The organism is Bacillus alkalicellulosilyticus, assembly GCF_002019795.1.
Classification (GTDB): domain Bacteria; phylum Bacillota; class Bacilli; order Bacillales; family Bacillaceae_F; genus Bacillus_AO; species Bacillus_AO alkalicellulosilyticum.
Genome location: NZ_KV917381.1, coordinates 2,198,389 through 2,222,430, shown reverse-complemented (window position 1 = coordinate 2,222,430; position 24,042 = coordinate 2,198,389). Strand labels below are relative to the sequence as shown.

Genomic DNA, 24,042 nt, shown 5'->3' with positions numbered 1-24,042 from the left:
TTTTATAAAAAAGTTTTAAGACAACAGCATATAAAGAAAAAGGATTCATATACTTTAATACAAGTGTGATGGTATAGTGGTATAGACATATTTGTTCACTAAAAATAATTAATTGTATGTAAATGATGAAAGGGGTGATCGATAGGGAAGTACTGAAGTTGTAATGGGAAATTTGTGACTTACAATTTTGTTGGTTAAGAGGGTATCTTTTGTTTTAAAAAAAATTATTGTTAACGGTTCGAAAAATTAGACTACGGTAGTCTAGAATGTATAGGGGGACCTCATATGTTAGCCTTTTTTCAAAGAATAGGAAAGGCTTTAATGTTGCCTGTTGCTGTATTACCTGCTGCTGCATTATTACTGAGGTTAGGACAACCGGACTTATTAAATATTCAATTTATGGCTGCAGCTGGTGATGCAATTTTTGCTAATCTAGCGTTAATTTTTGCGATAGGTGTTGCTATTGGGTTATCAAAGGATGGACACGGTAGTGCTGCCTTAGCGGGGGCGATTGGTTATTTCGTCCTTACGTATGGTGCAGTTGCGATAAATGAAACAATCAACATGTCGGTATTAGGCGGGATTTTATCAGGTGTTGTTGGTGGTTTACTTTATAATCGCTATCATCAAATTAAATTACCAGATTGGTTAGGATTCTTTGGTGGTCGACGCTTTGTACCTATTGTAACAGCTGCATTCATGGTCGTCCTAGCAGGGATTATGGGCTTTGTATGGCCTGGCATTCAAATGTTTATTGATTCAATTGGTGATTGGATTGTCGGAGCAGGAGCTACTGGAGTTGCGGCATTTGGTTTCTTAAACCGATTGCTCATTCCAATCGGTCTTCATCATGTCCTCAACAGTCTTGTATGGTTTGTATTTGGAGAATATAACGGTGCAACTGGAGACTTACATCGATTTTTTGCGGGAGACCCAACAGCAGGGATGTTTATGGGTGGATTTTTCCCTATCATGATGTTTGGGTTACCTGCAGCTTGTCTTGCAATGTATTTTGCAGCTAAAAGGGAAAAACGAAAAGCGGTTGCTGGAATGTTTATTAGTATTGCATTCACTTCATTTTTAACAGGAATTACAGAACCAATTGAGTTTACCTTTATGTTTTTATCGCCATTACTCTATGTCGTTCATGCCGCTTTAACTGGAGCAGCGCTAGCGATTACGTATTCTTTAGGTATCCTTCATGGTTTTGGATTCTCAGCGGGAGCGATTGACTACTTTTTAAACTTTGGACTTGCGACAAAGCCATTTCTTCTTGTCATCGTCGGACTTGTTTTTGCGGCTATATACTTCTTTGTCTTCTTTTTCCTCATCAAGAAGTTTGACCTTAAAACACCAGGAAGAGAAGAGGATGGAGAAGAATCCATTGCTGACTCAAACCCAAATCTCAATTCTCCAAGTAGTCTTAAGAATTATAACCAGTTAGCAGTTGACTATCTTACTGCCTTAGGTGGAAAAGATAATATCATGGCCATTGATAACTGTGTCACTCGTCTCAGGTTATCGATGAAAGATGCTACTATCATAGATGAAAATGAATTGAAAAAATTAGGTGCTAAAGGTGTACTTAAAGTTGGACCAAGAAACATCCAAGTGATTATTGGAACTGACGTTGAATTTCTTGCAGAAGCTATGAAAAAACAATAAGAATAGAAAGCCCTTGATAAGATTTTTAATCAAGGGCTTAATGCTTTCAGGAGGTATAAGAATTGGAATAAGAGGTTCCATCATTAGAAAATTCCATAGTAAAGGTTTAAATTCTGGAAGATTTATGTTAACATCATATGTGAAGGAATTCACAAGTGGAAATTCCTTGTTTCATAGAATAAGAGAAATGAGTGATTCGATGGCAAAAAAGGTTGTTTTAGCAGGTGGTACTGGGTTTATTGGTCAACATTTTAAAAAGCGCTTTAAAGAATTGGGTTATGAAGTACATATCATTTCAAGGCAATCTCCGCACATCTCTTGGGAACAACAAGATAAAATAGTCGAAGCTTTAGAGAATTCAGATATGCTCATTAATCTTGCTGGAAAATCTGTAAATTGTCGTTATCATGATAAAAACAAAGAAGCGATTTTTACTTCAAGAACTGAAACAACTGAATTGTTAGGAAAGGCGATAGAATCATGTAATAACCCGCCTTCTCTATGGGTGAATTCAAGTACGGCAACGATTTATCGTCACGCAGAGGACAGACCAATGACAGAAGAGACTGGAGATATTGGTACCGGTTTTTCAGTTAATGTTGCCAAAGCTTGGGAACGCTCATTCTTTTCTTTTTCATTACCTGATACAAGGCAAGTTGCACTCCGAATTGCAATCGTATTAGGTGAAAGCGGGGGAGTAATGACACCATTTAAAAACTTAGTTAAATTTGGACTTGGTGGTGTACAAGGAAGTGGGAATCAAAAGTTTTCTTGGATTCATGTTGAGGAATTATTTCAAATCATCTTATTCCTACAAGATAATAAACAACTAGAAGGCGTATTTAATTGTTCATCTCCAAATCCTGTCACAAACCGAGAACTGATGGCGAAAATTCGAAAAGCTATGAATCGTAGTTTTGGATTACCTGCACCAAAATGGTTACTTGAAATCGGTGCGGTTTTTATAAAAACCGAAACGGAACTCGTTCTAAAAAGTCGCTGGGTACTCCCTGATAGATTAGAAAAAGAGGGGTATCAATTTAAATACGACACACTTGACAAAGCTCTTACACAGATTGTTAGAGAATAAAAAAGTGTGCATCCGGATAATAGTCCGAATGCACACCTTTTTTGTATGAAATTTACCGTTGAATCCACACAACTCCCGCTTTATGATCCCAATGAGTTGTAGCCCCTAACACTTCATTACATGTACGTAATGAAACATATACTCTAGAATTGAGTAGCTCTGGTTGATTCGTGAGGCGTATTGTTTTCGCATTCCTACGGGCTTGTTTACTATCCACTGTCATTTGAATGGTTGTACGAGAGTCTTTTAACGTGACTCTATTGGAAGTTCGATTCCAGTTATACGTCATTTTAACGTTTTCAACGACACCTTTTAATGGAACATACACCGTTTTGTTTCGTAACCTGACATTTCCTTGTGTGTCTGCAACTTTTCCATTGATGACGACAACTGTTCGCCCATTTTGAGTAAGGGTTTGGTTAATCGTAAGAAGGTTAACATGAATAAATCCACGAGTTTTTCCTCTTTGTATACGGTAAAAATTTCCTGTACGTCCAAGTATCGTAACTTTTTGATTCAAATGTGCTTTTCCAACAATGGTTGAGTTGGTTGAGGCGCTCTTTCGTATGTTAGCAACATTCACATTTACGTTGGCAGTCACTTGAGTACCAACTTTTGCTAACGGTGCTTGAACTGGGCTCACAACAGGAGTAGTAATTGGATTTTGTATAGGTTGAACGGTAGTGACGGTTTGACTAGGTTGCCCTGTTTGCTCTAGTTCTGTTACTGGAGGAGCAGTTACAGATGGCAGGTTAAAATTTACAAGTGTAGAGGTTGATTGTCCATTGGAACCTACAGCTGTAATCGAAAAGACTAAAGGACCTTGAACACCTGTTGGTACAGTCCAATATTGAGCAAGCTCTCCTGCTTTTCGTTGCAAGTCTCTCATAAATGTTGATTGTAATTGTTTCGTTGAATCGCTAACTGACATCGTGACTAAGGCATCTTGGTTTAACATGTAACGAATGATGATTTGATTGTGCTTGCTATCATATTCTGCTCGAGCATTGTTAACCGTTATCGGTTGAATCTCTATAATAGGCTCAGGTATAGGTTCAACTATAGAAACTGGATAAGATACAACTGGAGTTAACGTCGTGCCCGGATAATAAAATTGTAAAATGTCATGAACTCTATTTCCTTGATCGGCCATTCTTTTAGCTCCCCATTGGCTCATACCTACACCGTGTCCCCAACCACGTCCATTGACTGTAACCATTTGACCCGTTTCCGTTACCTTATCAATAAGGTAGCTTCGTACAAGATTAATTCCAATTATAGAACGTATCCTTTGTGCGCTTGTGTTTTTCAAATCAAGTGTATGAAGAAGAAGACTGCCGTCGGATTGTCTAACATAATCATTTGTGGTTAATGATCGAACGTAAAACTGTATTGTCAGATCACCCGTTCGTACTCGACCACCTGTGGTTCGTTGTTCAGAAAACAATAACGTTGGAACGGCAACTATTTTAATTTCTGTATTTTGATAACCATTGTTATAAAGCCATCTTTTCATATTATTGACGATGGTAACATCCTTTTCTCTAACCGTTGACCACCACGGGGCGGGATCTTTTAAGTCTCTATTGGTCATATCGATTTGAGCTTTATAGATTGAGAAACTCCATGGGTCTATTGAATCGAAAGGGTCTTGCTTGATTGGTAGATAAGAGAGACTCGTGCCACCCCAGACATTGGCATTGGACTCTGTAAAACCTCCGTTGCTTGAGGAATATACCGCCGAAATCAATCTATTATTATGGGTAAGAGTTTGTCCACTCGTTTCATTTACTGCACGTGTACTATTTTGATGCCAAGCATAGCCACTGTACACTTGGTAATTTATTGTGTCATCTATAACTTTCGAACCTTGAGACATGACATACGTTCGTGCCGCAATCGATTGTGCTTTTAAAGCCTCAATATGCCATGAGGCCGGCATTTCAGAAGGAACAACACCTTTTAGGTAATCTTCAACTAAAAGTGTATTTGTTGGTCTAATAGATGTTCCTTCCATGATAAATCGAAGCGTTCCCATATATGGCCGGTTATTAATTCTTAATAGGTGTTGCTCATTGTACTGTTGAGGTGTAAACGTATATTCCGAGAAGGTAAATAGTTTAGTTGTTCCATCGTACATCGCAATTTGACCATTTTCTACCCGTAACCGGTATGTTTTGCCACCTTCAATAATGGAGCCTTGATGTAGGGTATACGTACCCGCTAGATTGATAGAAAGCTCATTTACATTTCCGATATAATTTACTAGTTTTACTGACACAGTAGGCTGTTGACTTCCGTGACTTATGGCGACTGGAGATTGAATATCTATTGACAAAAAAAGTATGAAAAATACCAGTACAACAGCAATCCTGCTCCTCATGATAATCCTCCTAGATGTAAAATACTATGTAATTTTAATACTATCAGAAATCACTAGAATAGATAGAGGATGTTATAGGAAATTAGATTAAAAAGACGGGCGATTTCATCCTAATTTTTAGTAAAATTCACTTTACTTTCAAGTTATTTGTGTTATATTCATACTATAGTTATAGGTAAAATGGAGGTCATATATGAAAAAGTATAGTGGACTATTATTCTTTATTATTATCATTATGGTATTATCAACATTTTCAACAGTAACAGAAGCACACAGAGGTTCTTTGGATAAGTTGGGTGGACACTTCCGCAACGCGGATTGTACCTATTTGTTACATAAACCAACAGACCTAGCTAAAACAGCGAAAAACAAAGAAGAACTTGTTCAATTAGTTAAAAAGCATAGCTCGAACAAATGCAAGGATACACTAACTGCTAAAAAGATTGATACCGAAGGCTACACGTTTTCAAATTCTAAATCATCAACACCGAAGTCCGGTAAAATTGCTTTGAATAAAAAATACACGGCAACACTTGTGTCATGTATTGATGGCGATACAGCTAAGTTTAAAGTAAATGGAAAAACGCATAGTACTCGTTTTCTGTTTATTGACACTCCCGAAAGTACCAAAAAGGTAGAAAAGTTCGGGAAAGAAGCAAGTGAGTTTACATGCAAACGCCTGAAGAAAGCCAGTAAGATCGTGTTAGAAACCGATGGAAAAGATGTATATGATAAGTATGACCGCTTACTTGCTTGGGTTCATGTCGATGATAAATTACTGCAAGAACAAATTACTAAAGCAGGGTTAGTTAAAGGTTTTTATGATTATGGTGATTATAAATACGAGAAAAAAATACGAGATGCTATGAAAAAAGCGAAAAAAGATAAAGTAGGCATGTATAAATGAACAGGGCAGGGACAGAAGGTAACTACAACCTTTGTCCCTGTTTTTTTACGAAGAGCCATCCACGTAAAAAGAACGATATCATCTTCTAATTAAAAAAGTGTTAATAGATTCTTTTTTTGCTGAATAAACTATTGGGACAAGTACAATCTCACAACGATTGTAATCCAATTTTTATAAGTAGGTGTTTTTATGATGGCATTGCTAGGTAAAATCGGACTTGCATTACTAGTTTCCATTGGGGGCTTTGCGATGTATCAACAATGGGAAAAGTCCTCCAATGAAGATGAGGTATCACTAGAAACGAATAGTGTTGTGGTTGGGGATGAACTATTTATAGATGCCATCCATGAACAGATTAGCGGAATGTCAACAAAACAAAAAATAGGGCAAATGCTTATGTTAGGTATCGATGGAAACGAAGTTAATTCAGAAGCTAAGCAAATGATCCAAGAAGAACATATAGGAGGAATTATCCTTTTTAAAAACAATATAACGGATGCAAACCAACTTCTATCACTTGCCAACGAATTAAAGGAAGTGAATAAAGAATCAAATGACATTCCATTATTTCTATCTTTAGATGAAGAAGGTGGGAAAGTGTCTAGAATGCCTCCTGAAGTCCTAAATCTACCTCCTAGTAAAAGCGTCGGGGATACAGGAAGCGAAGAGTTAGCCATTATCGTTGGGGAATCTATCGCAGAAAGAGTGGCGGGATTCGGATTAAATATGACGATGACCCCTGTGTTGGATATAAATAGTAATCCTAACAATCCTGTAATAGGTGACAGAGCGTTTGGCAGCACGGAAGAAGTTGTTTCTAAAATGGGTATTCATCAAATGAAAGGGATACAATCGCAAAACGTAATTCCAGTCATTAAACACTTTCCTGGCCATGGTGACACATCAGTAGATTCACATGTCGGCTTACCTATTGTTACACATTCTGTTGAAAGATTAGAAAAGCTAGAACTAGTACCTTTTCAAAAGGCAATTGAAGAAAAGGCGGACATGACGATGATTGCCCATATTCTTCTTCCTAAAATTGATTCAAACTACCCGGCGTCTATGTCAGAGAAGGTTATTTCGAATATTTTGCGAGATGACCTAAATTTTGATGGTGTTGTCATAACAGATGATATGACAATGGGTGCCATTGTCAATCACTATAGTGTCGGAGAAGCGGCTGTCCAATCGGTTTTAGCTGGAAGTGATATCATTCTAGTTTGTCACGGAACTTCAAATAAAAGAGAGGCTCTCACATCACTTCAGCAAGCAGTAGAAGAAGGTGTCATCTCAGAAGAACGTTTAAATGAAAGTGTATATCGAATTCTATCGCTAAAAGCAAAGTATTCTCTGTCAGATGATGTAGTGGATGACATTAACATAAAACAAATTAATCAAAAAACCAATGATATATTACAACAACTAAAATAATTTGAATAAACTATAGGGGTAGGGGCAATAATCTTTTGCCCCTCTCTCATGATAAAGAAAGCTGAAATGCTTTTACAACGACTCCATCATCAGCTGGCACAAAATCAAACTCTGGAATTCGCTTGAACCCATGACGTTCATAGAGTTGAATTGCTTTTTCCATGAACTCTCCTGTATGTAATCCGATCGCTACAAACCCCTTACTTTTCGTTCTATTAATTAATCAGCTTTGACGCGACCCCTTTTCCACGTACGTTTGGGTCAACTGCAAGCAATCGAATTTCAGGGTAATGAAGTTCATCCACTTTTCCTTCGTATGCCTCTTTTTCAGGAGGAAACAAAGCGACACTCCCAACAATTTTCCCATCCAGTTCACAAACAATCACTTCAACCCCTGGTTTTTCATCAGAGTCGGAAGAAATGATTTGTTTTAATCCATTCCAATGACTATTCGAAATAAAAGAGCTGTACTCTTGGTATGCTAAAACCCTTTGCTTTCGAATAAAAGGTAATTCACCTTTAATCGCGTCACGAATAACCATCAATCTTCCTCCTTATAGATTAGAAATTTATCTTTGTGAGTACTCAATTTTTCCCTATGATGAGAAGTATTCCAAATTGATTCATCCGGCCCTTTTGGTAAAATTTTCACCTCGTCTTTATCTGTAAAAATGGTGATTGAGAGAAAGTAATGTTGCTTAATCGCTTCAAAATCTGTTGTATCACAAAAACCAGGAGTTTGATACAAGTCTCGTACATAACCCCAAAGATTAGGAAACTCACGAATTAAATTACGGTTCGTACGAAAAGCTGCAAAATAGGCCGCATCAAATCGAACTAATGTAGAATACAAGCGGATATCTGAATCAGTAATAAAGTCACCGAATAAAAACCTCTGTTTCGAGAGTCTATCTTCGAATTGGTCAAGTCGTGCAAACAATTGATCATATGCGTTTTCGTACGATTCTTGTGAACGGGCAAAGCCACACTTATAAACACCGTTATTAATATCATGAAAAATAACATCATTTAGCTCATCAATTTCATGTCTGAGATCCTTAGGATATAACTGCGGAGCATTTTTCTTATGAAACGGTACCCATGCGGTTTGGAGGTGGTTTGTTAACTTAAAATAATCATTATTTACAGCCTCTTTTTTCTTGATATCCACTATGACTGGTACAGTTGGTCTTCCAGAGTAGGATGGGTCAGTTTTAAGATAAATTTCGCTTACATATTTAATTCCAAGTACGGGGTCAACTCCATTTTCATCCAATGAGAATTCCCAATCGACATGGGGAAGTCGTGGTCTCATAGGACTCACCCTACCTAAAGAGATTACTTGGTCTAATCCAAGGATATTTCGAACGATGACTGTACGATGTGCCCAAGGACAAGCAGCAGTCCAAAGGAGGCGATAACGACCTGCTTCAACAGGTAACTCATCGGGTCCGTCGCCAAATGGAGTTGTGAAGCGATTGGTTTGGCGTTTAAATGATCCATCAGCACTAATTTCTTTTACTTGCTCTGTTTTCTGGTTATCTAGGGTCAACGTAATCACCTCATGTATTTTTCGTTTAACATGTTTATTATAACTAGAACTATCCAAAATTGCTTTCAAAACGCAATAACAAAGGTTTTCAGTAGTAATTCAAAATGATTCACATAAAATATAACAATGAAGAAAAAATATTTTTTCTTCATCTTAGGTTTCTTATAATTTTATTATGTATACTAGATGATCCAAAGGAGGTAATTATGACTCGGAACCTGATACACATAGCTATTATGATATTCGCTATCGTAGGTTGTTCAAATCATGAAAAAACCATTCAGTCAGCTAATGAAAAGCTTGATTTTCAGATTGTCCTTCCGTCATATATACCTTCAAGCCTTGAGTTATCCAGAGCTAATCTAGATGAAACGATACTTCTATTGAGTTATCAAAACGAAGATGGCACTCAATATGTTGAGTTTATTCAAGATAATCTCTCCAATCCATTAAATATTAAAGCCTTGAAAAACTACATTTATGATGGAGAAGACCCTTATCAGTACGTTCCATTTAAATCATACCTCATAATAGGAGACTTTGTCGGAGAATACAAAGAAATTCCACACTTAAACGCTTTTCATTATCAATTCATTCCGCTAATGTCTCAATCCTATAACGAATATCAAGTATACTATAGTATCTATATTGTTGGACTTGATGTAGAAGAGTTTCATTTGATTATAGAGTCGCTAAAATAATAATTTAAAATGTTTAGTGTTTGTCACTCACAATCAGACAGGACTCATGTCCCGGTGTGAAAGAATCTATTACTATTTTCCCGACGTTGCTATACTAACAAAATAGAATACTTAAGGAGTGGTCAAATGGGAGCATGGGGATATGGTATTTTTGAGAATGATGATGTATTAGATTGGAAAGAAGAACTTCTCGAAAGCATGGGATAGGTTTCATCGAAGAAACATTAAACGCTGGTCTTGATGAAGAACTAGAGGCAGAGACAGCATCGTGCATACTTGGCGCTGCTGAAATCCTATCAGCGCTTCAAGGGAGTCCTGGTGAAGAAATTAAAAATAAAACAGCATATGTGGAAGACCTTGAAAAGTGGCTACATCTACACAAAGGGGAAGGAAAAGAATTACTGCCTCTTGCTAAAAAGGCTGTCTCAAGAGTAAAAGTGGATTCAGAGTTACAGGAATTATGGGAAGAGACGGAGGACTATTCAGCTTGGTTATTGGTAGTTACAGATTTAGAAAACCGTCTTAGTAGATAACAAAACATCTCCCAAAAAACAAAAAGAAGCTAGAAAATGGCACAATTTATTAAATAGTACTCAGGTGAGATTATGATGTCTTAGGCGATTTCTAAGGCATTTCTTACTGTGTCTGAAGTCTACTCAAACGAACTTAGTTGCAAGCGCTTGCTTTTTTACACTCTTTCACTTTACTATATGAAAAGAGGAGGAGATAAGCATGCAAGACTTTACATTTCAAAACGCGACTAAAATTATCTTCGGAAAAGAAAAAGAACTACTAGTTGGACAAGAATCTGCAATTTTTGGAAAGAAACTGCTTCTTCATTATGGTGGAGGAAGCATTAAGAAAAGTGGATTGTACGAACGTATTGTTTCATCATTACAAGAACAAAATATAGAAATTTTTGAATTGAGCGGTGTGAAACCGAATCCAAGAGTGAGCTTGGTTCGTGAAGGGGTTTCCCTTTGTAAACAAGAAGAAATCGATTTCATTTTAGCCGTTGGTGGCGGAAGTGTCATTGACTCAGCTAAAGCTATCGCTGCTGGTGTGTATTATGACGGAGATGTATGGGACTTCTTTACCGGAGATGCCCAAGTAACTAATAGTATCCCGCTAGGTGTTGTCTTAACAATTCCCGCTGCAGGTAGTGAAAGTAGTGAAGGTACTGTTATCACAAACGAAGAAGGAGCGTATAAGCGTGCAGTTGGCCACCCGTCTATGCGTCCTAGATTTGCAATTCTGAATCCAGTTCTTACATGTACATTGCCCGCTTATCAAACGGCATGTGGGATTACTGATATGACTGCTCATATTTTAGAGCGTTATTTTACAAATGAAAAGCACGTTGATGTTACAGACAGACTTTGTGAAGGCACATTACGAGCGATCATTAACAATGCTCATACTGTTTTAGAACAACCTGAAAATTATGATGCGCGAGCAGAAATTCTTTGGGCTGGTACTGTTGCACATAATGACTGGTTAAGTACAGGTAGAATTGGTGATTGGGGTAGTCATGACATTGAGCATGAAATCAGCGGTATCTATGATATTGCTCATGGAGCAGGACTTGCGATTGTTTTTCCAGCATGGATGAAATACGTGTACAAACATGATATTAATCGATTTGTTCAATTTGCGAACAGAGTATGGGATGTAGAAATAGATTTAAATGATTTAGAAAAAACAGCACTTGCTGGGATTCGGAAAATGGAAGAATTCTTCAGTTCCATTGGTATGCCAATTACGCTATCAGAAGTTGAAATCGGTGATGAACATATTGATGAAATGGCCAAAAAAGCAACTGAAAGATGGCCTATTGGCAATTTCGTAAAACTACATGAAGAAGATGTTCGTCAAATATTACAATTAGCAAAATAAACGAGTATAAGACCGTGACAAAAGGTGAAAACCATCCTTTTGTCACGGTTTCTTTTTCATTTGAAGTGATATTAATCGCTTTTCATAAATGGTACAATAAAGAAATAACCAATTATATACTATAAAGGTTTAATTCCCCTCATGACACTCATTACATAACTGTTGACAGAGGTGGGAGAATACCAATTTAAAAGGGGAGAACACTCATGTCAGAAGTAGAATTAATCATTGATGCAAAAGCTCAACTTGGAGAAGGTCCAAGCTGGGATGAAAAAAATAGTGTGTTGTATTGGGTTGATATCATTAGTAAAAAGGTAAACGTATATGAGCCTGTCTCAAAAACAAACAAAGAAGTACAACTAGACGAACAAGTGGGAGCTATCGTTCCACGAGAAGTAGGTGGTGCCGTTGTTGCGTTGGAAACCGGATTTTATACACTAGACTTGAAAACTGGCAAATCAGAGTTAATCGGTGACCCTGAGCAAAGTCTATTAAACAATCGTTTTAATGATGGAAAATGTGATCCAGTAGGTCGTTTTTGGGCAGGAACAATGGATCAAAACGCTAGAACAGGAAAAGGAGCTTTTTACTGTTTAGATAATGACCATCGCATTACAAAGAAATTAGAAAATGTAACGATATCAAACGGTCTAGCATGGTCATTAGACCACGCTCATCTTTATTACATAGATACACCAACCAAAAAAATCGTTCGTTTTGAGTTTAACAAGGACACCGCTGAGATTCAAAATCCTATCGATATTATTCATTTTTCAGGAGATGAAGGGATGCCTGATGGAATGACTATTGATGCTGAGGGCATGCTTTGGATTGCGCATTGGGGAGGAGCCAAAATCTCAAGGTGGAATCCCAATACAGGCGAACAACTCAATTCGATTTCAATCCCAGCTTTAAATGTAACTTCTTGTGTTTTTGCTGGACCTGATTTAATGGATTTGTATGTGACGACAGCACGTGTTGGCATGACTGAAAGTGAGCTTGAAAAATTCCCAAATTCAGGAGGCGTATTTAAAGTCAATCCTGGAGTTAAAGGAACACCGACATATTCTTTTAAAGGGTAACAAGTGGAGGATGAAACTATCTCTGATTTATTGCGTAAATAGAATAAAGGGAATTCGGGTGGTGCCTGGCACCACCCGACACGAGGAGGTAGAGACCGTGGCACGAAACATTAAGTTTGCACTTGTTTTAGCTATTATTATTTATACTTTCATTTTTATTTCAACTACCTTATTTACCAAGCGGCTAGACTTCGAATTAATAAGAATGTGGGGCTTCGGTTTGTCCTTATTATTTATTCTAGGCTCATTCCCGTTACACAAAACGCTTCTAAATGCTAGTAAATCTTCAGGTACAGCAATTCATACATTTACTCCAGCCAATGAAATGCATCGTCAGCAAGTCATACGAGAATATGATGCCAAGACAGGAAAAAAGGGAGAAAACTCACAACAGATTTTTGTTTTTGCTGCTCTCATAATGATATTGATAACGATTGTGTTGGCTGTATTGTTCTAATAAATTTATATAGTAGATTGCAAAATGCGAATGAAGAAGGTGCAATCATTTGTCTAATAAATTATCTAATCCAGTCGTGAAACTTGGAATAATCCTATTACTCATTCTAATTACTATCTTCTATGTAAGAGCATTTTTCACAACTGGCATGTACTATGACCAATCCTTTCTGCAAAAAAACACGAATGGTTCTGCGAGTCAGTATATAGGCAAAAATGATTATGGAGAGTTTTATATTTCAGTATTTGAACAAGAAAATAACAACACTGTTGTAACTTACCAACTTCCAAACAATATTTCTGAGACATTTACTGTATCATTTAGAGAACCTGAATATGGTGATGTCGGGATTGAGAGCATAACCGATAGTCAAGGAACACAGTTATTTGATGGTGAGTATAGTAAAGAACAACTCTTCCTCTATGACGAGACTGGAAACCCATTCATTGAAGATGATGCGATTATACAAATCCGTGTAAACCGTGAATCTCCTTATCAATCAGGTTATGTAATCCCATTAAAAAATGTAGTCGATGTCGCTTATTTTGCGAATGATACCATCCGAGGAAAAGTGGAGTTGTTCATATTAGCACTATTTCTATTCATCATAACTGGGATAGATTTCAAGTTTCCACTCTTGTTTTTCAAGCTGAGATATTTCTTATATGTAAGGGACCCAGAACCATCTTATTTGTATATAATGATGCAAAAAATTTCAAGGTACGTTCTACTCACGGCAGGAGTTATCTTATTAATTCTAGCAATATAAATACTTATTTGTTTTTCTAACACAAATCCGATGAAATCCTTTTCTATATTGAAAAGGATTTTTGTTTTGTATCACAATCATGGAATATATTGTATAATTTCTATGAGTCCCTAACCGCCATTACTCATTGACCGTTTCCCAAGCCATAGGAATATTAACGTAAGGGAGCAATTGAAATGATAAAAGATGTAAATAAAAAAATCGAAGAAATTAGCCAAAGGGTTTCTTTTTCTGGCGTTGTTCTTATTAATGAAAAAAACAATATTGTATATGAAGAAGCCTATGGTTTTGCCAATCGGTCTGATAGACTAGAAAATAAGATTGATACTAAATTTGGTATTGCATCAGGCTGCAAGCTTTTTACAGCTATCGCGATTTGTCAGCTTGTCGATGCTGGTAAACTGTCATTTGAAACTAAACTCGTAGATTGTTTACCATTTAGCTTTCCAAAGTTTGACACATCAATAACGATACACCATCTACTAACTCATAGTTCAGGAGTACCTGATTACTTTGATGAAGAAGTGATGGATGATTTTGAAGAACTTTGGGTTGATAAACCAATGTATACGATGAAAAGGTTAGAAGACTTTCTACCTTTTTTCCAAAACAGAACGATGTCTTTTTCTCCTGGAACTAAATTTCAATACAATAACTCAGGCTTTATTTTATTAGGATTGGCCGTTGAACAAGTTTCTGGTCTGTCTTTTTCAGACTACATTGATACCCATGTGTTTAAAGTATGTGACATGAAAGATTCAGGCTACTATTCTCTAGATAGTCTTCCGAAAAACACAGCAATTGGATATATTGATAGTGAAAAAGACGGAACTTGGAGGTCGAACATCTATTCGCTTCCTATTAAAGGTGGAGCTGACGGTGGAGCATTTACGACTGCCCACGATATGGTAAAGCTGTGGGATGGACTATTGAATGGTGTCCTTTTATCTAAGCCAATTAGAGACCTTCTTCTAACTCCACATATTCAGATTGAACAGGAAAACTATTACGGCTATGGAATATGGATTGATAAAAGAAGAGACCAAGTCTTTAAATATCATGTCATGGGCTATGATCCAGGTGTTAGCTTTGCATCCTCCTATTATCCAGGGAGTGATATAAAAATTGTAATCCCATCAAATCAATCTTATGGACCACATGACATTACTGCGGTTATTGAAGAAACACTACTAGATTAGAATAAGTGGTAATAAAAAAGACAACCATTTGAAAACGTCTTAATAATTGGGAGAATGACGCATTATACAATTTGTTTTTCTCCCTCACTGCTTTTAGTATGTATTTTTTCACATTATTCTGTAGTTGGAATTTGATAGATTTTTTGGGGTTGTCATTACACCACATATATAACCTGCTTGAAAATAATACAATAGATTTTATTAATAACGGATTTTATCTAAATATAGAAGAGTTTTTATGTTCCCCCGTCTCCTTGCTCGGGGGAATTTTTGTCTACAAATCATACTTATATGTGGAAAAGAATTTGTAACATAGACCGTGGGAGTTTTGCTTTACCATATAGATTAACAGATATACTTTTTCCAATTACATCAAAAAGGAAATTAATGTTAATATAAGGGGAGGGAAACAACTATTGAAAATAGGGTGATCGAGATTGAAATTTTATTTATATGATTTGATTTTAGCTCAAAATAGAGACAATATAAGCGACGAACAATTTATTCATAATGATAGGAAATGGCAACAAAACGTTGAGAAATACCAAAAAATATTTAAGACTTTAGATAACCGATTACCACAAGATGTTTTTGAACACTTTAACTCATGGGGGTTTCATGACTACCGTTTAAAAAAGATAGAGATGGACCATAAAAGCTTAGTTGATTTAACCATCCAGTTCACTGTTTCTAACGATGTTGAAGATCTAGAAAGTGAAAAACAATGGGTATTGAGTTTTGAAAAAGTCTCTTTCTATAATTATAAGCATCATAACTATGATAATGAAAAAAGTATTTTTAATAGAGAAATAGATGATTGGTTATATCAAGAAATTTTGCCGATAAACAGCTCAAGACTTTCATTTGAAGTGTTATTTTCATCAGGCGGTAACGTATTATTGCATTTTCCAAATAATGCGGTATCAATAAAAAGGATAAAATAAAGAGAGCACTGTAAAAAATTTAAAACCGAACTTTTTCAGCTCCCTCTAAAATAAACACTTTACCACTAGCCATAATGTTGGGGTGGATAGTATGTATTCTTAATGTTTTAGTATTAAGTATCGTCATAGTTAGATAGAACCTTTAGGAGGAGATACTTTGGAATTAATATTCATTAGGCACGGTCAAGGTGAACATACAATAAACATACCAACAAGTTTACAGAATCCTGACCCAGCATTAACTAAGGATGGTACGATTCAAGCTAAATCACTTAGAAATCAATTCCCCTTATCCGAAGATGATATAATAATCATTAGTCCTATCAGAAGAACTCTTCAAACAGCATTGATTTGGAGTGATAGTATAAATTGCCGAAAAATAGTAACCCCTTTAGTATCTCCGAGAATGTTTCCTCAAAACCCGGAGTGGAACCCACTACCTTGCGATATAATCTTAAAAAAAGAAATGATAAAAGAAGAATTTCTAGGAATCGATATCGACGAAGACTTACCAATAAGTCTATGGATAAAGGGTATAAACACCTTATCAGAATATGAGTTTACATCTTTAGCAGACAATTTCCTTAAGTGGTGCAAACAACTTGGGAAAAAGAGGATTTATATTATCTCTCACGATGGAACCAGGTTGGATAAAGATTGACTGTTAAACATTAAATAAACAATTAGGAGTTGTCAGAATGCATAACCAAATCATTTTTCCGAATATAGAAACTAATAGGTTACTCTTGCGGAATGTAAATAATGAGGATGTTGATTTTATCTTTAAACTTTTTAGTAATGAGAGAGTGTGTGAATACTTATATGATGAAGAGCCATTTAAAAGCAGAAACGATGCAATAGAGTTTGTTGACTCGTATAAAAACCCTGATGAAAAGGGTTACAATCGTTGGGTATTAATTAAAAAAGGTGCTAACCAAGAACCTATTGGAACCTGTGGACTTCATTATTGGGATAAAACGAACAATATTGCAGAAATAGGCTATGATTTATGGCACGAATATTGGAGACAAGGATATATGAAAGAGGCCTTAGTCAGTGCTATTGAAATTGGGTTTACTCATTTGAAATTAAATAGAATAAATGCTTTTGTTGCTTTACATAATGATAATTCTTCAAAATTATTAGAAAGAGTTGGGTTTCAAAATGAAGGAATTTATAGAGATAAACACCTATATAGAGGAAAATATTATGATCATTATTCCTTTTCTTTGTTAAAAAGAGATTGGGAGTGAGGGAGGTTAGAAATGAGTTCTTTATACGATAGCATTGGCAAAACGTACGATACTACCCGTAAAGCTGACCCTGAGATTACAGGGCGGTTACGTAATCATTTGCAAGTATCTACCGGCAGCAAAATTCTTGATATTGCATGTGGCACGGGTAATTATACAATAGCCTTGGAAAAAACAGGTTTATGTATGACTGGAAGTGATGTTTCAGGAGAGATGATAAAAAAAGCAAAAAGGAAATCTAGCACAATAGATTGGGGAGTAGCTGATGTAAACAAACTCCCTTATGAGGATAATTTTTTTGAAGGAGTAACTTGTACATTAGCAATTCACCATTTTAAGGAACTATTAACTCCTTTTAGAGAGATTTTTAGAGTTCTTCATAAAGGTAGATTTGTCATCTTCACTTCTTCCCCTGAACAAATGAATAAGTATTGGTTAAAAGAATATTTTCCCGATGCTATTAAAAAATCAGCTAATCAAATGCCGGGTTTAGAAGAAGTGCGTACTTCCTTAAAAACTGTCGGATTTCATATTGTTGGCCTTGAAACATATTTGATTCAACCTAATCTACAAGATTTCTTCCTTTACAGTGGCAAGTATGACCCTAAAATGTATCTCAATGAAAATGTGCGCTCAGGTATATCTACCTTTGCAAATGTAGCATCAAAAGGCGAAGTCGAAGAAGGATGTAAAAAGCTGAAAAAAGATATTGAAACAAATAAAATAGAAGATGTTCTTACCAATTTTAGTAGCGATTTAGGTGATTATCTCTTTATAGTAGCTGAGAAGAAATAGTCTAGGCTTTTTCTTTCTCTTCTATTCGGGTTAAAGCATTTACTCATTTAGAAGTGCTATAGAAGTACTATAAAAGTGCGACGTTATTATAAAGCATTTATTTGACATATCTCGAAAGTTATACCGAGGAATCACCTTTTATGTTAAAATGAGGAAGAAAGTTGAAACAATAATTAACTTAGCTAACGGGGAATTTTAAGCCATAGATTAATAGTCAAATTGCCTAAAAAAGTGAGGTGTGATTCTTGGTGAAAAGAATATTATTCTTATCATTACTTTTTGTTGTTTTTATTCTATTTGGGTGTACAGAACTAGAGAATAGGAATCAACAAGAGGAGAAACACTTAGAACATGTATATCAAGCTGCTGAGAATTACGTCACATTTCCTTACCACCTTCCATATTTTGAAGATTATACGATAGTGGATATGTATTTCGTACCTCAAGACGATGTATACGGTACAGAAGAAACCCTTTTTATCACGTATAATGCAGATATCCTTGTTTCAAAAGATATGAAACAAGCGATGGACAATTTAAAAGAAGTTAAAATTGTAGAAAGCGGTGAAGGACACTCAATCTTTGGTCCCTATTTCAATGCCGATGAAATTCTGCCTATCCATTTAGTCATGAAGAGGAGTCCCTTCGACGTTGTCAGTTCAAGGAAAGAAAGAACAGAACTAGAAATGTTAGAGATAGAAGATATACAAGTAGTTTTTGATTACACAGAAGACGCTATGTCAGGTAATGGCAGTAATGAATATTTTGTTTTTGAAGTTGAAAACGGTGGTACGTATTACCGAGTTTATGTAGAGCTTATTTCAAAAATGTCCGAAGAGGAAGTAAAGCAAAAAATAAACGAAATGGTAGATGCTATATTTTCGGAATTATTATAATTCATTTTTGGTTTTTTGGACTTTTAGTTAAACCAGTAGAATTTAACATTGTACGTAATAAAAAATTCAATTTTAATGATTGCTTTCCAAAAAAAGTTTTATATAATTCATAATTAAATACCAAATTCTGTGATGAAGAGAGTAATTATGAGAATGGTCTGAAGCGAGTTAGGGAACGGTGGAAGCCTAATAGACAGCTTATAATGAAGCGCACTTCTGAGAAACATCCTGAACTAATAGTAGGGAGTTGTCGGGTAATGCCCGTTATCAATGATTAAGAAGGTTCTTTATGAACAATATGAGTGGTACCGCGGGTAATCTCGTCTCTATGCTAAGAGGCGGGATTTTTTGTATTATTTTTATTATAGGGTGTGGATGAAATGGAACTAATTCATAAATACGCTGAAGAAATTACTATACATCTTAATGGTGTTCTAGAGTTACATGCAGTAAAAAAAATAATTGAAAAACCTAAATATGAGGTACAGGGAGATTTAGCTTTTCCTTGTTTCATCCTTGCCAAAACATCTAAAAAATCACCGAACTTGATTGCTCTAGAATTAGCTAATGAAATAAACAGCCCCGTTTTTGAGAAGGTTATTGCAAATGGACCATATGTAAATTGCTTTTTTAACAAAATGATGGTTAGTAAAGAAATAATAACATCCATTGCAAAGGCTGGAGAAAATTATGGCTCACTTGAAATTGGCAAGGGCAAGAACATAGTTATTGACTATTCATCACCAAATATCGCGAAACCATTTTCAATGGGGCATCTGCGGTCAACCGTCATAGGAAATTCACTTGCTAATATCGTGGAAAAATGCGGATATAAAGCAATAAGAATCAACCACTTAGGTGATTGGGGGACTCAATTTGGAAAGTTAATCGTGGCCTATAAACTATGGGGTGATGAGAAGAGAGTTAAGGAGGAAACGATAAAGGAATTATTAAAGCTATATGTGAAATTCCATGTAGAAGCTGAAAAAAATCCAAATTTGAATGAAAATGCAAGAATTTGGTTTAAAAAGCTAGAAGATGGAGATGAGGAGGCTTATAAACTGTGGAAATGGGTTAGAGACGAATCCCTTAAAGAGTTTTCTAACATATATGAGCTGTTAGATGTACACTTTGATTCATTTCAAGGCGAAGCGTTTTATAACGATAAAATGACCGAAATCGTAAATAAATTAGATGAAGCTAAATTACTTTCAAACTCAGATGGTGCTGAAGTTATTGATTTACAGGAGTTTGATTTACCTCCATGTTTAATAAAAAAATCTGATGGTGCTACCTTATATGCAACAAGAGATGTAACAGCTGCAATATACAGACATAAACAATATCAATTCGAAAAGTCTTTATATGTAGTTGGCCATGAACAGAGTTTACATTTCAAACAGGTTTTTTTAGTCCTTGAAAAGATGGGATACGACTGGGCAAAAGGATTGGAGCATATTCCTTTTGGCTTTATTTTAAAAGATGGTAAAAAGATGTCTACAAGAAAAGGAAAGGTTGTCTTATTAGAAGAAGTTATAAAAGAAGCGATTGAACTAGCACGAAAGAATATTGATATGAAAAATCCACATCTCGAAAATAAAGAAGAGGTTGCAACGAACATAGGGGTAGGAGCAATTATGTTTCATGATTTAAAAAATGAAAGACAAAACAACGTAGAATTCTCTCTCGAAGAAATGCTAAAGTTCGAGGGAACGACAGGACCATATGTACAATATACAAATGCGAGAGCATGTTCGCTTCTTAGAAAAGGCAACTTTCAGGATACTGCTTCAAATGTAATAGGATTAGATGACCAATATAGTTGGTCAGTAATAAAAACGTTGATGGAGTTTCCAAATGTCGTTAAAAGAAGTTTTACTCAGTTTGAGCCATCTCAAATTGCTAAATATCTAATTCGTTTAAGTCAAGACTTTAACAAGTATTATGGTCATTTAAAAATATTATCTACAGATGAGCAACTGCAAAGTAGATTATTAGTAGTAAAGTCCGTTACACTGGTCTTGAAAGAAGGTTTAAGACTACTCGGAATAAAAGCACCACAGAAAATGTAGGTATCATAGTAATGGATGTAAAAAATAGGACGATTTATTATTACGATATTTATAATAGACATTTGAATAATAATAAAATAAAGAGGTGAACCATATTTGGATAGTATAATCTTTGATTTAGATGGAACGATTTGGGATCCAATTGATACCGTTCTTCACGCGTGGAATAGCAGTATCCAGAAACATAGTCAGATTACTAATGAATTAACGAGGGACGATTTCACAAAGACGATGGGACTCCAAATGCAAGATATAAGTAGGATGTTGTTTCCGAATGTAAGTGAGGATTTTCGGAAACAAGTGATAAGCGAATGTTGTCTCACTGAACGGAAATATATTTTGAAGCATGGGGGGACTCTTTATCCTAATGTTGAGGAAGTATTAAATAGCCTTGCCAAAAAATACAAGCTCTTTATCGTTAGCAACTGTGAGGATGGCTATATTGAGTCTTTTTATGGATACCATAAACTCGAAAAATATTTCATAGACTATGAAAATCCAGGGAGGACTGGGCTTTCAAAAGGGGAAAATATTAAGTTAATAATTAAAAGGAACAACATTACCAACCCTGTTTATGTAGGAGACACACAAGGTGATTTGAATGCTGCAAGATTTGCTGGAATTCCATTTGTATATGCAAAGTATGGATTCGGGCAAGTAAGGGAATATGATTATGCGATTGAAAATTTTAATGATTTAAAAGCAATATTTTAATCGTAGTTGTTGGCTATACAATTGTTGGAAACAATACTAATTAAGAGTAAAAACTTAGTATGTTAACCTATTTTAGCGGGAGCGACTGTGGCAAGTTTAGCTAGTATCATATAACGATTGGAATTATCACTTGTTGTTATAAAGAGTAGAATTATATTTCAAAGAATAATCTTTGTACATAACTATAATAATTAATATTTTATAATTCAGCCGGCAAGGGGCTGGGACAGAACTAGCTAATACATCTGCACGAACTTCATTCGCCACAAAGCCCGTTGTGAGAAACCCACTCACTTCAGCAAGTTGTGAAAAAAGACTCACAACTTGCTTTAAAAGATAGTGGCGGTTTCGCTCATTGCTTAGAGGGTGGATGGAAGTGAATTGATTAAAAATTTCTCTTAAGGTAGCACTTTAAGTTTAATTAGCATTTCAAATTAAATGCGTTAAAGGGTTAATTGATAAACCTAAATATGAACGACAGGGAGACTTGGCTTCGTGTGTTTCACCCTTAAAACTGTTTTTATGATGAACAATTATAAATCTGGCGTTATCCGTTGTGGCATAACGAGGTATCCAGAAGCCTTCCGTACTTCGAGAACATTAATGAGACGCTCTTTCATAGAAGAAGGACACGTTACCTGCATATAGACTTCACTTTTACGACTTGAAAACAGCTTAATTTCCTTTTTATGTAATACTAATTCGATAACCAGACCTAAAAAGAAACCAAAAACTAAGCCGATCAATCCCCAAATAATTGGACCCCAGTACCAGATGAATCCATATATCGTTCCTAGCACCATAAAAATTGAGCCACCCACCATGGCTCCATCCAGAACACTTCTTCCATCTGCACGATGTATTGAATCAACGATGTGCGTTTGAGATTCAAGGTTTTCAAGAGGAAGTGCAACTATGTGTTGTGCTGGAATCCCTATTTTTTCTATCTCATGTATAGCCATTTCCACAAAGGGGGAATGTTCAAATGTGGCGATGACTTGAATTGTATCATTTTCAGAAATGGTTGTTGTTTGTTGTCCCAAGTTTTCATCCCTCACTCTCAGATAACGTATTTGCTCAATATCATATAAAATATTACTTGCGTTAACGGCGGTATACGCTTGGTATATAGCAAAACAGTACATGGACGGTAAGAAAAGGAACCACTGCCAGTCCACTATGGCAGTTGCACTACTAAAATCCCCCAGGAAAGAATAAAGCCACACACGAATTGTCTCAGCTTTATAGGTAACAAAAATCCACCAAGCCAAAACAAAGGTTCCAACGAGTGTACTACTAGAATATAATTGTCCCAAACCAGGTGTTAACGCTGACCAAATTCCTCCTAGCCATGGTTTTTTTTTCTCAAGGATAATCACATCTAAAAAGCTAACTATTGATGGTGATATAGGTGCATCTTCGATTTCTGACAGGGTATGGCTTTTATTAATTTCAACGGCACCACGGTAACTGTCCCAGATGCTATAAATATATACAGCTACATAAAGGAGAACCCAACGATCGTTTAAGACAGCCTTTGCCTCCTCAAATCTTCCATGAAAGGATAGGGCAATAGACATGTTAAGTTTTGCTAGGTTGTTTACTACGAGTTCCCATATAATCATCATAAACCCATGTAGGTGCTTCCCCATAAACATGTGTCCAAACCCTGGGAACATAGCCGACCACCAAGCAGCAACCCAAGGAGTACGGGGATATACGGAATTCAATCCAAATAGAGAAATTCCGCCTTTTGAATAGCGGGGTTTTATGGTAGCTGACTCGAACTTTTGCTGTGGCATGGGTTACCCTCACTTTCGGCCTGTTTCATACATAATATTGTCTATTTGTCCCTCAGTTATTCTGTAAATTACCAGTGATATACATTCATCTTCTAAAATATTTTTTCTCTATCTGATTTACTAGCTGATTGTTGTTTTGATACAGCTATATTTTTTTACTTTTGTATAGTATGATTACATTATTAATAGGAGGGTTAGAAAAATGATGCACGCAGGGAGATTACGTCAACAAACTTTGAACCAATCGTAACTAAATATGTTCAAAAGCTCTGTTATTACAGAGTAAACGGGAGTAGTCTGCACATTTTTACTAATCTACAAAGGAAAAGTACACATTTTTTGTATGAAGAAAGGCAGATAAACATTTGTCTTTTTTTATGTTTACAAAAGAGGCATTAAACCCATTTGTCCGTTTACTCTAACCATAGACA

Annotated in this window: 23 protein-coding genes and 1 other annotated feature; of the genes, 19 read left to right on the top strand and 4 right to left on the bottom strand. The window is 35.9% G+C overall.

The genetic code is table 11. The annotated features are described in order from the left end of the window. The first annotated feature begins 285 nt into the window (after positions 1–285). Positions 286–1,665: an N-acetylglucosamine-specific PTS transporter subunit IIBC gene (gene nagE / locus BK585_RS11275; protein ID WP_078553544.1), complete on the top strand. Its 1,380-nt coding sequence runs from the start codon at positions 286–288 to the stop codon at positions 1,663–1,665. Between the two features lie 199 nt (positions 1,666–1,864). Then, a complete protein-coding gene (locus BK585_RS11270) occupies positions 1,865–2,755 on the top strand; it encodes a TIGR01777 family oxidoreductase (RefSeq protein WP_078556766.1) in 891 nt (296 codons plus the stop codon). Between the two features lie 52 nt (positions 2,756–2,807). On the opposite strand, the gene BK585_RS11265 is transcribed toward BK585_RS11270, so the two are convergent. Next, a complete protein-coding gene (locus BK585_RS11265) occupies positions 2,808–5,138 on the bottom strand; it encodes a SpoIID/LytB domain-containing protein (protein WP_078553543.1) in 2,331 nt (776 codons plus the stop codon). 193 nt (positions 5,139–5,331) lie between these two features. On the opposite strand from BK585_RS11265, the gene BK585_RS11260 reads away from it, so the two are divergent. Continuing rightward, a complete protein-coding gene (locus tag BK585_RS11260) occupies positions 5,332–6,045 on the top strand; it encodes a thermonuclease family protein (RefSeq protein ID WP_078553542.1) in 714 nt (237 codons plus the stop codon). Positions 6,046–6,234: 189 nt separating this feature from the next. Then, a complete protein-coding gene (gene nagZ, locus BK585_RS11255) occupies positions 6,235–7,479 on the top strand; it encodes a beta-N-acetylhexosaminidase (protein ID WP_212567930.1) in 1,245 nt (414 codons plus the stop codon). Positions 7,480–7,694: 215 nt separating this feature from the next. Here the strand turns inward: nagZ and BK585_RS11250 are convergent, their stop codons facing one another. Together BK585_RS11250 and BK585_RS11245 are read right to left on the bottom strand one after the other, a co-directional pair. After that, a complete protein-coding gene (locus tag BK585_RS11250) occupies positions 7,695–8,021 on the bottom strand; it encodes a GNAT family N-acetyltransferase (RefSeq protein ID WP_342744295.1) in 327 nt (108 codons plus the stop codon). Beyond that, on the bottom strand, positions 8,021–9,031 hold the full coding sequence (locus tag BK585_RS11245) for a glutathione S-transferase family protein (RefSeq protein ID WP_170885551.1): 1,011 nt from the start codon (positions 9,029–9,031) through the stop codon (positions 8,021–8,023). The genes BK585_RS11250 and BK585_RS11245 overlap by 1 nt, the downstream gene beginning before the upstream one ends. A 206-nt stretch (positions 9,032–9,237) precedes the next feature. On the opposite strand from BK585_RS11245, the gene BK585_RS11240 reads away from it, so the two are divergent. The 15 genes from BK585_RS11240 to BK585_RS11175 all read left to right on the top strand — a co-directional run bounded on the left by BK585_RS11240 (position 9,238) and on the right by BK585_RS11175 (position 21,809). After that, positions 9,238–9,732, top strand: coding sequence for a hypothetical protein (locus BK585_RS11240; protein ID WP_078553541.1), 495 nt, complete (start codon positions 9,238–9,240; stop codon positions 9,730–9,732). A 126-nt stretch (positions 9,733–9,858) separates the two neighbouring features. Then, entirely contained in the window at positions 9,859–9,939 is an 81-nt protein-coding gene (locus BK585_RS24865) for a DUF4259 domain-containing protein (protein WP_139367661.1), read from the top strand. Next, positions 9,906–10,265, top strand: a complete 360-nt coding sequence (locus BK585_RS11235) for a DUF4259 domain-containing protein (protein WP_170885550.1) — start codon at positions 9,906–9,908, stop codon at positions 10,263–10,265. The genes BK585_RS24865 and BK585_RS11235 overlap by 34 nt, the downstream gene beginning before the upstream one ends. Positions 10,266–10,464: 199 nt before the next feature. Continuing rightward, entirely contained in the window at positions 10,465–11,628 is a 1,164-nt protein-coding gene (locus BK585_RS11230; RefSeq protein ID WP_078553539.1) for an iron-containing alcohol dehydrogenase, read from the top strand. Positions 11,629–11,834: 206 nt separating this feature from the next. Continuing rightward, positions 11,835–12,710 carry an SMP-30/gluconolactonase/LRE family protein gene (locus BK585_RS11225; RefSeq protein ID WP_078553538.1) on the top strand — a complete coding sequence of 292 codons (876 nt, stop codon included), beginning with the start codon at positions 11,835–11,837 and terminating at the stop codon, positions 12,708–12,710. Positions 12,711–12,807: 97 nt separating this feature from the next. Beyond that, complete coding sequence (locus BK585_RS11220) at positions 12,808–13,167, top strand: hypothetical protein (RefSeq protein ID WP_078553537.1); 360 nt, start codon at positions 12,808–12,810, stop codon at positions 13,165–13,167. Between the two features lie 49 nt (positions 13,168–13,216). Beyond that, positions 13,217–13,936 carry a DUF6199 family natural product biosynthesis protein gene (locus tag BK585_RS11215; protein WP_078553536.1) on the top strand — a complete coding sequence of 240 codons (720 nt, stop codon included), beginning with the start codon at positions 13,217–13,219 and terminating at the stop codon, positions 13,934–13,936. Between the two features lie 176 nt (positions 13,937–14,112). Then, on the top strand, positions 14,113–15,135 hold the full coding sequence (locus BK585_RS11210) for a serine hydrolase domain-containing protein (RefSeq protein WP_078553535.1): 1,023 nt from the start codon (positions 14,113–14,115) through the stop codon (positions 15,133–15,135). A gap of 437 nt (positions 15,136–15,572) precedes the next feature. After that, positions 15,573–16,079 carry a hypothetical protein gene (locus BK585_RS11205; protein ID WP_078553534.1) on the top strand — a complete coding sequence of 169 codons (507 nt, stop codon included), beginning with the start codon at positions 15,573–15,575 and terminating at the stop codon, positions 16,077–16,079. Positions 16,080–16,236: 157 nt separating this feature from the next. Further along, entirely contained in the window at positions 16,237–16,740 is a 504-nt protein-coding gene (locus tag BK585_RS11200) for a histidine phosphatase family protein (protein ID WP_078553533.1), read from the top strand. 37 nt (positions 16,741–16,777) lie between these two features. Next, positions 16,778–17,332, top strand: coding sequence for a GNAT family N-acetyltransferase (locus tag BK585_RS11195; protein WP_078553532.1), 555 nt, complete (start codon positions 16,778–16,780; stop codon positions 17,330–17,332). 12 nt (positions 17,333–17,344) lie between these two features. Continuing rightward, positions 17,345–18,127 (top strand): class I SAM-dependent methyltransferase, encoded by a 783-nt coding sequence (locus BK585_RS11190; protein ID WP_078553531.1) that lies wholly within the window; start codon positions 17,345–17,347, stop codon positions 18,125–18,127. 248 nt (positions 18,128–18,375) lie between these two features. After that, positions 18,376–19,023: a hypothetical protein gene (locus BK585_RS11185; protein ID WP_078553530.1), complete on the top strand. Its 648-nt coding sequence runs from the start codon at positions 18,376–18,378 to the stop codon at positions 19,021–19,023. Between the two features lie 120 nt (positions 19,024–19,143). Continuing rightward, positions 19,144–19,354 (top strand) — a binding site (T-box leader). Positions 19,355–19,403: 49 nt separating this feature from the next. Beyond that, positions 19,404–21,095 carry an arginine--tRNA ligase gene (gene argS, locus BK585_RS11180; protein WP_078553529.1) on the top strand — a complete coding sequence of 564 codons (1,692 nt, stop codon included), beginning with the start codon at positions 19,404–19,406 and terminating at the stop codon, positions 21,093–21,095. A 96-nt stretch (positions 21,096–21,191) separates the two neighbouring features. Then, positions 21,192–21,809: an HAD family hydrolase gene (locus BK585_RS11175; protein ID WP_078553528.1), complete on the top strand. Its 618-nt coding sequence runs from the start codon at positions 21,192–21,194 to the stop codon at positions 21,807–21,809. Between the two features lie 533 nt (positions 21,810–22,342). Here BK585_RS11175 and BK585_RS11170 read toward each other — a convergent pair. Beyond that, the gene (locus BK585_RS11170) at positions 22,343–23,611 is read right to left on the bottom strand and encodes a hypothetical protein (RefSeq protein WP_078553527.1); all 1,269 of its coding nucleotides are present in this window, start codon (positions 23,609–23,611) and stop codon (positions 22,343–22,345) included. Between the last annotated feature and the right edge of the window lie 431 nt (positions 23,612–24,042).